This is a genomic window from Sulfurimonas hongkongensis, assembly GCF_000445475.1.
GTDB classification, from domain to species: Bacteria; Campylobacterota; Campylobacteria; order Campylobacterales; family Sulfurimonadaceae; genus Sulfurimonas; species Sulfurimonas hongkongensis.
Map to the genome: position 1 here is coordinate 73,660 of NZ_AUPZ01000004.1, position 14,596 is coordinate 88,255.

The window sequence follows — 14,596 nt, forward strand, 5'->3', positions numbered from 1 at the left end:
GAATCAAAGTTCGATGTCCGAAGGACCGAACTGCGAAGGACCTCTTAAGCAAATTTCTTTGCTTTTGCCCTTTTCGAATCAAAGTTCGATGTCTCCCCTCTTCATTTAACTCTTATATAACATATAATTTGATATTATCAGCACTATGATTAGACATAGTAGCTCATTTTTTCTATCTTTAGCATTTCATACTCTTATAGCAATTTTAGTTGTTTTTACATATAAAAGTGTAGTTTCGACCAAAGAAGAGATAGCGGAGAAAAAAGTTTGTATAGAGTTGTGCAATGTAGTTGTGCAAAAACCTGTAATCCTTCCAAAACCAAAACCTATAGCAAAACCCAAATCTATCATTAAAAAACTAGAACCTATATTAGAACCTAAACCCGTTCTTCCAAAAGCTAAACCTACAGTAGAACCTAAGCCAATTATTAAAAGGCCAGAACCAAAACCTATACCAAAACCAGTTGTTAAAAAAGAGATTGCTAAAGAAGTTCCTGTAGTGATGCCAAAACCTATAGTAGAGCAAGAAATTGCAAAAGATAAAAAAGTCATAGAAGAGAGTTTTGAGAAAACTGATAAACAGAGCATAAAAGAAGTACCCAAGGCTACACAAGAGCAAAAAGTTCAAGATATTGAGAATAAAAAAGCAAAACTTGAGAGAGAGTATATGCAAGAACATCTTGCAAAAATAGTACAACTCTTAAGAGATAATCTTTACTATCCAAGAAGAGCAAGAGCGATGCAAGAAGAGGGAGAAGTCATAGTGAAGTTTGTACTCTCTAAAGATGCAAAAGTTCACTCTATTGAAATTATATCTTCAAAGAGTAAGATACTAAGCCGTTCGGCAATTAAGACTATAGAAGATCTATCTGGAAAATTTCCAAAGCCAAAAGAAGATTTGACTTTGAATGTTCCCATCGACTACTCTTTGAGATAAATTTTACTCTAAGGGTTTGAAGTACTCTTTAGCTGAACCACAATTTGGACAAACCCAATCATCTGGTAAATCTTCAAAAGAAGTTCCGGGAGCTATCCCTCCCTTAGGATCACCTACTTTTGGATCATAAATATATCCACAAAATGAACACTTATATTTTTTCATATCTATCTCCTTTAATTAGGGTTGGTTTACTATTATACTGAATTTATACAGATTTTAAAAATTTAGGCTGTAAGTTTTGAAAGTTGACGATTCCAAAACATATAAAGCCATCCGTTTTTACTTTATTTAACTGTATTGTTCTGTCGAGATTTTTGAAATGCTTTAGCATTTTTAATTTGTTGTTTTTTTATTTCTTCTATTTCTTGTTCTAATTGAGCTCTCTTTTTAACTAGTTTAGCTCTATCTTCACCTAACGCAGTTTGGGCAATCTTTTTCTCAAGAGTGGCTATTTTGGCTTCTATTGCTGAAATCTTATTTAGCAAACTTTTATTTTTATCTGTGACTTCTTTAGAAGAAATAACTGAATCCTTCTTCTCTTTAACAGTTTTTGTTGTTTTTTTATCTGGTGCTTTAGCTTTGTGTGAACTACAACCTGTCATGAGCAAGGTTCCAATTAAAAGTGTTGCTGTTAATAGTGTATACTTACTTTTCATATCTATTCCTTTTGGATAATTTATAAGCATAATAAGATTATGTTATTTCAGAAGTTTATCATGTTAAAGTTAATGAAAAGAAATGTATAACCGTTTGTTATGATTGAAGAAAATTGCAATCATATTGCATGTCAAATAGTAATATCATAGACCTAGAAAAGTACTAAACTATAAAATTTTGTATGAAGTATTTTTTAGTGAAATGAGTAAAAGATTGACAAGTTAGATTGCCGCACTTAGTTGTTGAATGGGAGATAAAAAAGTTGTATACAATGTTATATATTTGTTGTATTTTTCTTAAAGTTACTTTTTGAAAGTCTTGGAAGTACCTAAAATAGGGGAGTATAAGTGGTGACCCCAAGGAGAATTGAACTCCTGTAACATGGATGAAAACCATGGATCCTAACCGCTAGACGATGGGGCCACTTTTGTTTTGTAAAGTTTTGTATGCTGTTATCAAAATCGAACTATTTCGATGAGTTTTACGCTGAGTAAAACCTAGTGTTAACGTAGTAAAAACGGGCTTTTGCTCGTTTTGCGTACAAAATAATTTGTTTTTAATTAGTTGTGCCGAAGTTTTTAGCGAAGTGTACTAAAGTACATGAGCTTAAAGCTGAGGTGCAAATAATCAAAAAATGGTGTCCTGTGATGGATTCGAACCATCGGCCACATCATTAAAAGTGACGTGCTCTACCAGCTGAGCTAACAAGACGAAATACAAACAATTTGTTTGTGAGCCGAAATTATAGGCAAATAGTTTTTCTATGTCAAGACAATTGCTATGAAATTGTTAAAAGTTTTAAAAGAGTTGCAATAACTCATGAAAAAATCTCTTTTTTAGGTAAAATACATCTAATGAATTATTATAGTTTTGAGTATCCTTATCTTATTTTTTTACTATTTCCAATAATCTACTGTCTATATAAATGTAAAGAGCAGATACAAAGCAGATATTTTGTGCATTTGGAGTTCTTAAGGGCTAAAAAAAACTTCTTTAAGAGAGAGTGGATAGTAAAGATACTTATCTTTATCTCTCTTTGTGTGGCTCTTGCATCCCCTATCGTAGTTGATAGAGACAATCCTTATAACCGAGAGGGAAAGGATATAGTACTAGCCATTGATGCGAGCGGGTCTATGAATTCATCTGGTTTTGATGTTGATGATGAGCTTAGTGATGGAAAAAGATTAAGCAGGTTTGAACTTACAAAGACAATTGCAGCAGAATTTATAAAAAAAAGACTAGGAGATAATGTTGGAGTTGTGATTTATGGAGATTTTGCTTTTATAGCATCTCCTATAACCTATGAAAAAGAGATAGTTTCAGAGATGCTAAGCTACACTAACCAAGGAATGGCTGGACAAAACACAGCAATAGGCGAAGCGATAGCTATGAGTGTGCGTGCATTTGAGACATCAGGTGCTAAGAGTAAGATTATCGTTTTACTAAGTGATGGGGAACATAACAGCGGAAGTATCTCGCCAAAAGATGCTATAAAACTAGCAAATGAAAAAAATATAAAAATATATACAATAGCTGTAGGACATGAGGGTGAGGCAGATGAGGCACTCTTAGAGATGATAGCAAAAGAGTCTGATGGAGAGTTTTTTAGAGCTGCAACTGCTAAAGAGTTAAAAGATGTTTATGAACAGATAGATAAGCTTGAATCCTCAAAGATTAAGAGTAGAGACTATCTTTTAAAAGAGTACTACTATGAGATATTTTTACTCTTAGCATCTATACTTTTACTCTATCTAATCTATAGAGAGATTAAGAGATGACCTTTTTATCAGCCCAGTACTTTTGGCTCTTTTTGTTTTTAGTGGCATTAATAGCAAAGGGCGATTTTAAGAGCTTTAGTTTTAGAGCTTATGGATATGTCCTCACATTTGTATTTATAATAGTTGCACTTACAAAGCCTGTAATACTTCAAGAACCTGTAAAAAAAGAGATGGTGTTAAGTGATGTGATAATTGCAGTTGATCTATCTTTTTCTATGCAAGCAAGAGATATCTATCCATCAAGACTTATAAAAGCAAAAGGGACGCTAAAGAGTCTTATACGAGCCCATGAGAAGAGCAGGTTTGGAGTGGTTGGTTTTACTACTAATGCCATTATTTTATCACCACTAACTCAAGATAGAGAGCTGCTTGAACATCTCTTTGGTTCTCTTGATGAGAATATGATTGTAACCAAAGGTAGCTCTGTTATGAGCGCCTTAGAACTTATGGCAAAGATGTCAAAGTCAAAAAACCCAAGTGTAGTGATACTTAGTGATGGAGCAGATGAGTCAAACTATGCAAAAGAAGCCGAGTTTGCCAAAAAGAGAGGCTTAGTTGTAAATATTTTTATGTTAGCTACAAAGATGGGTGATAGTATAGCCCTAGAGAGTGGCGAGTTTTTAAAAGATGCGGCGGGAAATATTGTAGTGAGTAGGGAAAATGAAGCCATCAAAGAACTAAGCGAAGCGACTGATGGTGTATATACTAAGAGTTTTGATGAGCTACTAAATGCACTGAGATCTCAAAGAGGTGAAGATGAGAAAAGTGAGCAGAGTGTAGTTGAGAATATCGAGCTTTTTTATTATTTTGTTTTTTTAGCAATAGTTATTTTTTTGGTGAGCAACACAACTCTAAAGAGATATGTTATAGCTTTTTTGCTTCTCTTTGGGGTTAGTTTAGATGCAAGCATCTTAGACTACTTTGCAGATAAAAACATTAAAGAGTTTAAGCTCGCTAACGCCCACTACAAAAATGGCGAATTTGAATCGGCTCTTAGCTCTTATGAGATGGTAAAATCTTCAGATGCTGAGTTTAAATCTATAGTTTTTTACAACATGGCAAACTCACTTGTAAAACTAAAAGAGTATAAAAGAGCAAAAGAAGCCTATATGAAATCACTCACTCTTAGTTACTCAAAAGAGGCTGATGACAACCTAAGATATGTAAAGAGCTTAAAAGAGCAGAAGCAAGCAGAGTTTAAAAAGAGTTCTAAAAAAGCATCTCTATCAAAAGGTAAAAAAAAGAAGAAAAAAAAAGAGGGTGGAGGCTCAAATATGAACGTAAGTGCTAGTAGTGGAAGTTCAGATGCCAAAGATGCTAAAAAAACATCCGCTCAAAAAAAGATAGACCTAAACTCAAACAAAACAAAATTAAGCTCAAAGGCATATGAGCTTATAAACAAGAGGCAAGTAGATGAAAAACAACCTTGGTAAAGTATTTTTAATTTTGCTCTTAAGCTTAAAACTTTTTGCATCTACTTATGAGTGGAGCGTTGAGGCCAATAAGAGAAGTGCGATGACAAATGAACCGATACATCTAACATACACTTGTAATTTTAGTGACAGTGCACAGACATACACTATAGAGTTTAATCCAGTTGTGGACAATGAAGAGCATAGAATTTTGCTTTTTAGTGAAGATGAGAGCATAGTAGATGAAAAAAGAGTTAATACTTATGAGTATCTGCTCTATGTAAAAAAAGCACAAGATTTGAAACTTTTTTTTGATACTATGATGAAAAAAACAAATAAAGACTCCATCCAAAATAGCGTTATAGGGCGAGATAATGTTGAGCGTGAAGATTATAGTGTAAAGATTATCAGACAAAAAGGTGTAGAGCTTGAGATAAAAGATGCTAAAAGCAATCTTGTAGGAAGACTGAGTGCTGATGTAAAAAAGGATAAGAGTAGCATTATGTCTTATGAGCCTTATCATTTAGAGATAAAGATAGATGGTAGTGCAAATTTTGATGCAATAAAAGCAATTCATTTTGACATAGATGGAGTTAAAGTTATAGAAGAAAAACCCATAAAAAATCTAGAACTTACAAAAGATGGGTATGTAGGTTCATGGAGTCAAAAGTTTGCTTTTGTGAGCGATAGTAACTTTACTATCCCTAGCATTGAGATAGAGTACTTCGACTTAGAGGAGAAAAAACTTAAATCTTTGAACTTTGACAAAGTGGCTGTTGAGGTTAAAAAGCTTTATAAAAAAGAGGAACTTTTAGAAAAAGAAGAAAAAGACTTTGAGATAGAGTATGAGTATATCTACTATCTGTTAGCATTTTTAGCGGGGTTTCTTTTTGCTAAAATCAAGTTTAAAAAAAAGGTTAAACTCTCATCCGCCGAGATGCTTATGAATAAAAAGATAGATGAGGCTAAGTCCTTAGAAGAGTTAGTTTTTCTTTTGGCTTTAAGTGATGCAAAAAAATATAATGAGATTATAGAGAGTATTGAGAAAAAAGAGATAAAGTCTTTGAAAAATGCCAAAGAGAAGAGCAAGTTCAAGATAAGTTAAATGCTTTTTAACTAAAATTTGTGAGATTTTAAAGAGGAAAAATTATATGAAAATATCATCTAAGCTAATGTTTTGGATATTTATCACTGTTTTGTTTATGAGTGGATGTGCTCAAAAAATTAAGATAAAAGCACTACAGCCTGCTGAAGTAGAAGAGATGGCTATAAAGAAAAAAATAGCAATAAGTGACTTTAAAAATGACAGTTATGGTCTCTCAGGAAAGATAGAGTCTCAAATAGCTAAGCACAAACTAGATCAAAAGAGATATTTTACAGTTGTAAGTAGAAAAGACTTAGACAAGATTATGGCTGAGCAAAAGTTACAATCATCTGAGCTAATGGATGAGACAACTGCTACGAGGGTTGGTAAGCTCATAGGTGCTCAAGCGGTTATAAATGGTGAGATAGCATCTGCTAGTGGCAAGTCAGGCAGATATAAAAAAGATGCAAAGGAGTGTCTAAACTATACTAAAAAAGGGTGTACTAAATGGCGTTACTATAAAGTAACTTGCCATACTACAAAAGCCTCAGTTTCTGCAAATATTAATATAGTAGATGTTGAGACAGGTTCTATAATCTATGGAGATACTATTAGTAAAGAATATTCTGCTGATTCTTGTAAACCTATTATGCTTGGTTATTTTAGTCTTGGAGGCTCCACTGAAATTTTATCAAAAGGACAAGCACTAAATAGACTAACTTCGGCAATAGCAAGTGAATTTGTATATAAACTCACTCCTAACTATATCTACTTTGAAATAGCACTTCTTGATGAGATAGAAATTGATAATGTAACTGATAGGCAAGAAGATATTTTTGAGTACGCTTTAGAGTATATCAAGGCTGGTCGCATGGACAAAGCAGAGTCAATGCTTCAAGAACTTTTAGATGAGCTTGATGGTAGGTCTTATGTGGTTGCATATGTTTATGGAGTAGTTCAAGAAGCCCAAGGAAAACTAGAGCATGCAAAAAAAGCATATACTTTGGCTGATGACTTGACTATGGGACCAGTAGAAGAGATAAACTTAGCTCTTAGAAGGATAGATAACTCGATCGATAAAAAAGAGAGAGCAAAGAGGCAAATAAGTGCTAAGTAGATATATTAAAACTCTGATTTTGTCACTATTGGCTCTATTTCTTTTAAATGGGTGCCTAGGTTCTTCTACTCCGATGCCACAAGCAAAATCACTGCCAGCTTGGATAAATGCACCACTTCCTAGCGATAATAGTAAGTTTATGTATGGAATGGCTATAGCAAAGGATAGAGAGAGTGCTATAAAAGCAGCTCTAAGCGATATGGTTGCAAAGCTTGGAACTACTATAGAATCCTCTTATGAGTCAAATGAAGAGGTTCGTGGTGGATTTGTAAACTCAAGTGTTAAAAATCAGATAAAGTCAGATGTCTCAAAGATTAGCATAAACAATTATGAGGTTATCAAGTCTCACAAAGTTAGCTATAGAGAGTTTGCAGTGATGCTACGAAGCGATAAAGTAAAGTTTATAAAAGGGCTTAAAGAAAGCCTAGAGACACAAAAAAGAGAGATAACACAAAAGTATGACTCACTAAAAGATTTAGACGCACTAAGTAGATACAACACAAAAAAAGAGCTATCTCTTAAGTCTAGTGAGTTACTCTCAAATGTTCTTATAGTCTCAGAATTAGATAAGAGTTTTGATAAAAAAGGGAATTTAAATTTTATAGAGATAAAACAAAAAGAGTTTTTAAAAGAAGCAAAGAGTTTGAAATTTTCTGTAAAAGGGGATGCTAAATCTTCAAAGTTTATAAAAAGTATAAAAAACTATCTTGCACAAAATGGTTTTAATGTAGTAGATACAAAAGATGCTATAGAGATAAAAATTAAAACTAGTGATAATATAAATCGTAGTAGTTTTATAAAGATAGCCGTTATTACTTTAGACATCGGTGTTTATGATAAAAACCAAAGAATTGGTGGAAAGAGCAAAATACTAAAAGAGAGATATAATGGTTCAAAGGAGAGTGTATATAAAAATGCTTCAATTCATCTTGAACAGGATATAAAGTCTCAAGGTATAAACGAGGTCATTGGAATTAATTTAGTAGAAAATCATTAACCACGCTTAGATATACTTCTCTACACATTTAACATAAGGTCATTTTAGTATGGTTTCGAAGATACAAAAGATTAAAAAAGAAGTCTCAAAAGTAGTTGTAGGACAAGAAAAGATGATAGATGGTATGCTTATCGCACTTTTGTGTGATGGACATATCCTCATAGAAGGCGTCCCTGGACTTGCAAAAACTACAACAGTTAATGCATTAGCATCCTCACTTGGACTTGGTTTTAAGAGAGTCCAATTTACTCCAGATCTGCTTCCATCAGATATTTTGGGAGCTGAGATTTATGATCCACAAAACAATAGCTTTAAAATCAAAAAAGGTCCTATCTTTACTAACCTGTTACTAGCCGATGAGATAAACCGAGCACCGGCAAAGGTTCAATCAGCACTCCTTGAGGTGATGCAGGAGAAGCAGGTGACACTAGGCGATGCATCGTTTAAGTTAGACCTTCCTTTCTTCGTTATGGCTACGCAAAATCCAGTTGAACAAGAGGGTGTTTATCAACTCCCCGAAGCTCAACTAGATAGATTTATGCTAAAGATTGTAGTTGATTACAACACCAAAGATGAAGAGTTGGAAATTGCAAGACGTATCTCTAGTGGTGCATTTGAGAAAATCTCAGCGGTCATAGACGCAAGTGAACTCCAAGAGTTAAAAGAGGCAATAAAGAGTGTTCATATAGATGAAGAGGTTGAAAAGTATATCATAGAGCTTGTCAGTGCTACAAGAAATCCTAAAGATTATGGACTTGAAGAACTTGAAGATTTTATACAGTTTGGAGCATCTCCTCGTGTGAGTATCGATATGTTTAAAGCTGTAAAGGCTATGGCATATCTCAGAGCAAAAGAGTTTGTAACTCCTATTGATGTTGCATATGTAGCAAAAGAAGTTATGCGCCATCGCATTGTACTCTCTTATGAGGCTGAGGCTGAGGGTATTACCACTGATGAGATTATTCAAAAAGTCTTAGAGACAGTAGCTATCCCTTAAGGCGTGGATTTTGAGTAAACTTCAAAAGATTTTGGTTCGAGCTAGACGACAAGTCTTCAGTGAAATGATTGGAAACAATCCATCTATATTTCACGGTGAGGGCTATGACTTTATAGAGCTTCGTGAGTATATGCATGGTGATGATATTCGTCATATCGACTGGAATATTACGGCTAAGATGCAGCGCCCATATATAAAAGTTTTTCGTGAAGAGAGAGAACTAAATGTTGTTTTAGTATCTGTTTTAAATGGAAGCGTACACTTTGGCTCAAAGAAGTTTAAACAAGATAGCATTGCTGAGGTAAATGCACTTTTGGGCTATTCAACTCTAAAAAATGGCGACTTACTAAGTTCATATATCTTTACAGATAAGCTAATTTCAAGCTCAAAGCCTAGCAAAAAACTCCACCAGGTTCAAAAAACTACACAAGAGATACTTGATTTTGATGCATTAAACCAAAAGCTTGACTTTAAAGTTATCACCGATACGCTTTATAAAAGACTAAAAAGAAAGTCACTCATCGTAATCATAGGAGATTTTTTTGAGATACCAGACTTTAATGTTTTAGCAAAAAAGCATGAAGTTATAGCGATAATAGTTAGAGATATCTTAGAAGAAAAACCTCCCAAAATGGGCTTTGCATCTCTAGTTGATCCACAAAGCGGAGCTACATTAGAGGGAGATTTTAATGCTTCAAGTGTTGAGTCTTACGCAAAAAAAGTGGCTGCACATGATCATAAGCTCTTTGATACTCTTAAAAAGCACAGAGTGAGATTTACTAAAGTTTATACACATAAGAGTGCTAGCGTAGAGCTTCGCAGACTCTTTGAGGGTAGATAGATGCAAGATATAGAACTTCATGACATAAAGACTATAGTTGAGATAGAAGAGTACTCATTTTTTTACCTCTTAGGTACTATTTTTATAGTTGCGATGATTCTTTTAGCGCTTGTTTATCTTCTTGTAAGATATATAAAAAACAAAAATGCTTATAACCAACGGGCAGAGCATTACAAGCTGATGGCTTCGCAAGATTTAAGTAAAACAAAAGAAGCGGCTTATGCTATCACTCATTTTGGGTTTACTTTTAGAGATGATTCGCCTAGACACTTTAAGATGTATGAAAACCTAATTAAAAGACTTGAACCATATAAGTATAAAAAAGAGGTAGAGGCTTTTGATGATGAAGTCAAAAGTTATATAGAACTATATCGAGGTATGATTGATGTTTGAGGACATCTATTTTGAGTATCCATTATTAGCTTTTTTAATCGTTTTTTTTATAGCTTGTGCCTTTTTTTGCAAGCAAAGAGCTTCTGCTATATACTTTCCTCATACAAAAGACTTTATGCACAATTCTGTCTCCGCCTCAAGGGTGCTTTTTTTTCTAAAGTGGCTTGGTGTTATTATGCTCATAACAGCTATGATGTCGCCTATAAAAGATGAACCTTATGAGTTAGAGCCAAAAGATGGTTATGAGATAGCACTTATACTAGATGCTTCTCAGTCGATGCAAGCACAGGGTTTTGACAATGCAAATCCATACTCCACAAGATTTGATGTAGTAAAAGAGATAGTTAGCTCATTTATCAAAGAGAGAAAAAATGACAATATTGGTCTTGTTGTTTTTGGTGCCTACTCTTTTATAGCATCTCCACTTACTTATGATGAAAACATTCTAAACAAGATAGTCTCTCAGCTACAAATTGGCATGGCAGGGCAATATACAGCACTATACACATCTCTTGCTCAAGGGGTAAATCTTCTAAAGATGAGTGAGTCAAAAAGTAAGGTTGCAATTTTACTAACTGATGGATATAGTACACCACAGATAGACAAAGTTCCTCTTGACGTAGCCTTAGATATGGCAAAAAAAGAGAGTGTAAAAGTCTACCCTATTGGCATCGGGATGCCTCATGAGTATAATAGTGAGGTTTTGGTGAAGATTGCACAAGAGACTGGAGGAAAAGCTTTTGGAGCTGCAAGTGCTAGTGAGCTTGAGAGAGTTTATAAAAAGATAGATGAACTAGAGACCTCAGAGATAAAAGCTCAAACATTTTCATATACTAAATATTATTACTTTTATCCGCTTTTTATTGCACTTCTTAGTCTAATGTTATATGTTTTTTTAAAAAACAAAAGAGGTAGTTTATGAGTTTTTTACATCCTGAATTTTTATACTATATGCTTCCTCCACTTATCATTCTTTTTGGGTTACTACTCACTCAAAAAGAGTCCGAGGCTCAATTTTTTTCACAAGAGGTTATGGATAAGCTAAGAGTAAGCGCAAATTCAATGACACAAAGAGCTAGAAATGCTCTGTTTTTACTTATAGGAATTTTTATGATTTTAGCATTAGCCGAGCCAGTTTTTGATGAAGGCAAGGTCTTGGTAAAAGCAAAGAGTGCAGATGTGATGATAGCTCTTGATATAAGTGACTCAATGTTAGCACAAGATGTTTATCCAAATCGCTTAGAGCTAGCAAAACAAAAGGCTTTAATGTTTTTAGATGAGATGAGTGATGAGAGAGTTGGAGTGATGGCATTTGCTAAAAGCTCTTACCTTGTTTCGCCTCTTAGTTTTGATAGTAGTGCGGTTAGTTTTTTACTTAAACAACTAGATACTAGCTCCATAACTCAAAAGGGGACTGACTTTTTATCCATCTTAGAAGCATTTGCAAAAACTAATGAGAATAGAGATGAAAAATATCTTTTAATTCTTAGTGATGGCGGAGATGCAATAGATTTCAGAGATGAGATAGAGTTTGCTCAAAAAAACAAGATAGTGGTCTTTGTTCTTGGCATAGCAACAAAAGAGGGTGCACCCGTAAAAAAAGAAGATGGAAACTTTATAAAGCAAAATAGTAAAATAATCATCTCAAAACTAAATAAAGAGATATCTTCTCTGGCTACAGAGAGTGGTGGAGTCTATATAAAGTCCTCACTCTCAAACACAGATGTTAAAGCGATGTTAAAAGAGATAAAGTCCATCTCAAAAGAAAAAGAGCTTAAGAGCGAAGAGATAAATAAGTATGAGCCACTCTTTTACTATCCTCTAGCACTAGCACTTTTTTTACTTCTTATAGCTACTAGCTCTATCTCAAAAAGGGGAAAAACTGAGCTTCCAACTCTGCTACTCTTTTGTCTACTTATCTCTTTTAGTGTTGAGACAAGAGCTTCTATGCTTGACTTTATAGAGCTTGAGGATGCAAAAGAGGCTTATGAAAAGAAAGAGTATAAAAAATCTGCAGAGATCTATGAAAACTATGCGAACAAGTCTCAGCTGGGCGAGGGATACTTTAATGCAGGAAATGCTTTTTACAAGCAAAAAAATTATAAAAAAGCTATAGAAGCTTATGAGAGAGCTATGTTTGATAGAGATGAGATGAGGGCTAAAAATCTCTCAAATCTTGGTAACGCTTATGCAAAATCATCAGAGCTTCAAAAGGCTGTAGAGGCTTATGAGAACTCTTTAGAGATAGAAGAGGACAGAGAGACTAGGGAGAATTTAGAAAGAGTCAAAAAACTGCTCAAAGAACAAGAAAAAAAACAAGATGAGCAAAAACAAGATGAGCAAAAAGAAGACGAGAAAAAAGAAGATAAAGAAAAATCTGATGATGCTAGTGAAAATTCAGATGAAAAAGATGATAATAGCCAAGATGAGTCAAGCTCTAAAAGTAGCCAAAATGATGAAGAAAAAAAGAGCGATGAGACAAAAGCTAAAGAAGAAGAAAATAACAAACAAGATAAGCAAGATGCAAAAGAAAAGAAAAAAGAGCAGTTAGATGAACTCAAAGAGGATGAAAAGAGTAGCGATGAAAACTCAGATACAAGCCAAAAAGAGCAACAAGAGACACAAATGAGTGATGCAGAGCAAAAAAAATGGCTAGATGAGATAAACACACAAAACAGTAGTTTTATGTATAAACTAAGTGATGAAAAACCTACAAAGAGGATGAGTGATGAGAAACCTTGGTAAGATAATTTTAGTTTTATTTCTTTTAAAACTTAGTTTAGATGCTAGTGTCAGAGCTAGTGTAGATGCTACAAGTGTGGAGCTTGGTGAGATGGTAACTTACTCTTTGCACCTAAGCTCAACCAATGCAAGCAGACCAGTCATACAAACACTTTGTGGTGTAAATGTAATCTCAACAAGTTCTCAAAGTTCCATAGAGATGATAAATGGTAAAATCTCAAGAAACAATACATTTAGCTACAAGTTTATACCGCAAAAAGATTGTGTTATAGAGCCTATTGAGATAGAAGTTGATGGAGTGATGCATAAAAGTAATGCAGTTGAGATAAAAGTGACACAAGGAAAGGCAAATGCTGATGCTGACTTTGTTTTGTCACTACAGAGCAGTACAAAAGAGGTTTATGTAGGAGAGCCCTTTGAAGTCACTCTTTTGTTTAAGCAAAAGTTAGGGGCTGAGGCAGTTGATAGTAAGTTTGAAGCACCAGAGTTAAAAGGTTTTTGGATAAAGAGCGAATCACAACCACAAAAAGTGCAAAAGGAAGGGTATATAGTCACAAAGGTAGTTTACAAGATGGCAGCTCAAAGAGCAGGAGCATTAACTATCTCAAAGGCACAGATGAGTGTAGCTTCAAGAAGTCATGCAAGAGATAGTTGGGGTTCGTGGGTACCAAAAATCAAGTGGAAAACATACTATTCAAACGAGTTGAACATAGATGTAAAGCCACTTCCTAGTGGTGTTGAACTTGTTGGTAACTTTAGCATTAAAGCAAATGTTGACAAAGATGAGATAAATGCAAATGAAGCACTAAATCTTACTTTAGAAGTCTTAGGAGATGGAAATCTAGAGGATATAAAAAGTTTTAAACCATATATAGATTCAGTTAATGTTTTTGAAGAAGATATCTCCATTGATGGCAATAAACTCACTCAAAAAATAGCTTTTGTAGCCCAAGATGACTTTACTATAGAACCATTTACCTTGAAATATTTTGACCCTAAAACAAAAGAGATAAAAATAATAAAAACTAAAAGACAAAAGATAAAAGTTAATAACTCAAAGCCAAAAGAAGAGCTAGTTATAAAAAAAGAGTCAAGTGAACAAGTCTTAGTGGAAAGTGGTCAAAGTATGTCAACTCTATGGGCACTACTTGTTTTTGTGCTAGGGTTGATCTTAGGACTTGTTATTGGGATAGTAAAACCATGGAAGATACTAAAAAAGCAAAAGGGCTTATCTCTAAAGGATGAGAGAGTACTTTTAGTAAAACTACTTCCATACAAATACGATGAAAAGGTTAAGAAAATCATAGAAACAATAGAGCAAAATATCTACTCAGATACAAAGATAGAGATAGATAAAAAGCTCTTAAGAGAGGTAGTTAGGAAGTATATTACAGCTTCATAACTACATGTTTATACCCTCTATGATTAATTTTTTTATTAGTTTGCGATCATCTTCTCTTTTACTTTGAGTATCTTTAAAATATTGATCTTTATTAAAAGTTTAAGAATCTAATTTTTAATATGCAATTCATGGCAAAGCTGATATACTTTTTAAGTTGCACAAAAGAACCCTTTACAATATTTTAGTATTAAAATAAATAGTAAAGGAAGAGCTGTTCTTTTTGCGATTAATTATTA

Annotated in this window: 14 protein-coding genes and 2 tRNA genes; 12 read left to right on the top strand and 4 right to left on the bottom strand. The window is 33.9% G+C overall.

Annotation, left to right across the window (positions count from 1 at the left end; translation table 11 throughout):
• Positions 1-145: 145 nt before the first annotated feature.
• The gene (locus M947_RS15185) at positions 146-937 is read left to right on the top strand and encodes an energy transducer TonB (protein ID WP_021286909.1); all 792 of its coding nucleotides are present in this window, start codon (positions 146-148) and stop codon (positions 935-937) included.
• Between the two features lie 3 nt (positions 938-940).
• Here the strand turns inward: M947_RS15185 and rd are convergent, their stop codons facing one another.
• From rd to M947_RS15200, 4 genes are all read right to left on the bottom strand, one after another.
• Positions 941-1,102 carry a rubredoxin gene (gene rd / locus M947_RS23330; RefSeq protein WP_021286910.1) on the bottom strand — a complete coding sequence of 54 codons (162 nt, stop codon included), beginning with the start codon at positions 1,100-1,102 and terminating at the stop codon, positions 941-943.
• A 122-nt stretch (positions 1,103-1,224) separates the two neighbouring features.
• Positions 1,225-1,596 carry a hypothetical protein gene (locus M947_RS15190; protein WP_021286911.1) on the bottom strand — a complete coding sequence of 124 codons (372 nt, stop codon included), beginning with the start codon at positions 1,594-1,596 and terminating at the stop codon, positions 1,225-1,227.
• Positions 1,597-1,945: 349 nt separating this feature from the next.
• Positions 1,946-2,020 (bottom strand) — tRNA-Glu (locus M947_RS15195).
• 212 nt (positions 2,021-2,232) lie between these two features.
• A tRNA-Lys gene (locus tag M947_RS15200) sits at positions 2,233-2,308 on the bottom strand.
• A 143-nt stretch (positions 2,309-2,451) separates the two neighbouring features.
• Between M947_RS15200 and M947_RS15205 the strand changes: the two genes are divergently transcribed.
• The 11 genes from M947_RS15205 (at position 2,452) to M947_RS15255 (ending at position 14,360) form a co-directional block, all read left to right on the top strand.
• Complete coding sequence (locus M947_RS15205; protein ID WP_031347859.1) at positions 2,452-3,375, top strand: VWA domain-containing protein; 924 nt, start codon at positions 2,452-2,454, stop codon at positions 3,373-3,375.
• On the top strand, positions 3,372-4,808 hold the full coding sequence (locus M947_RS15210; protein ID WP_021286913.1) for a vWA domain-containing protein: 1,437 nt from the start codon (positions 3,372-3,374) through the stop codon (positions 4,806-4,808). The genes M947_RS15205 and M947_RS15210 overlap by 4 nt, the downstream gene beginning before the upstream one ends.
• Positions 4,789-5,892 (top strand): BatD family protein, encoded by a 1,104-nt coding sequence (locus tag M947_RS15215; RefSeq protein ID WP_021286914.1) that lies wholly within the window; start codon positions 4,789-4,791, stop codon positions 5,890-5,892. Before M947_RS15210 ends, M947_RS15215 begins: the two co-directional genes overlap by 20 nt.
• A gap of 46 nt (positions 5,893-5,938) precedes the next feature.
• On the top strand, positions 5,939-6,988 hold the full coding sequence (locus tag M947_RS15220) for a CsgG/HfaB family protein (protein WP_021286915.1): 1,050 nt from the start codon (positions 5,939-5,941) through the stop codon (positions 6,986-6,988).
• 73 nt (positions 6,989-7,061) lie between these two features.
• Positions 7,062-7,985, top strand: a complete 924-nt coding sequence (locus M947_RS15225) for an LPP20 family lipoprotein (RefSeq protein ID WP_021286916.1) — start codon at positions 7,062-7,064, stop codon at positions 7,983-7,985.
• Between the two features lie 49 nt (positions 7,986-8,034).
• Positions 8,035-8,982 (top strand): AAA family ATPase, encoded by a 948-nt coding sequence (locus M947_RS15230; protein WP_021286917.1) that lies wholly within the window; start codon positions 8,035-8,037, stop codon positions 8,980-8,982.
• Positions 8,983-8,992: 10 nt separating this feature from the next.
• Complete coding sequence (locus M947_RS15235; RefSeq protein ID WP_021286918.1) at positions 8,993-9,823, top strand: DUF58 domain-containing protein; 831 nt, start codon at positions 8,993-8,995, stop codon at positions 9,821-9,823.
• Complete coding sequence (locus M947_RS15240) at positions 9,824-10,216, top strand: hypothetical protein (RefSeq protein WP_021286919.1); 393 nt, start codon at positions 9,824-9,826, stop codon at positions 10,214-10,216.
• Positions 10,209-11,138 (top strand): vWA domain-containing protein, encoded by a 930-nt coding sequence (locus M947_RS15245; RefSeq protein ID WP_021286920.1) that lies wholly within the window; start codon positions 10,209-10,211, stop codon positions 11,136-11,138. The genes M947_RS15240 and M947_RS15245 overlap by 8 nt, the downstream gene beginning before the upstream one ends.
• On the top strand, positions 11,135-12,961 hold the full coding sequence (locus M947_RS15250; RefSeq protein ID WP_021286921.1) for a VWA domain-containing protein: 1,827 nt from the start codon (positions 11,135-11,137) through the stop codon (positions 12,959-12,961). The genes M947_RS15245 and M947_RS15250 overlap by 4 nt, the downstream gene beginning before the upstream one ends.
• Complete coding sequence (locus tag M947_RS15255; RefSeq protein WP_021286922.1) at positions 12,945-14,360, top strand: BatD family protein; 1,416 nt, start codon at positions 12,945-12,947, stop codon at positions 14,358-14,360. Before M947_RS15250 ends, M947_RS15255 begins: the two co-directional genes overlap by 17 nt.
• The last annotated feature ends 236 nt before the right edge of the window (positions 14,361-14,596 follow it).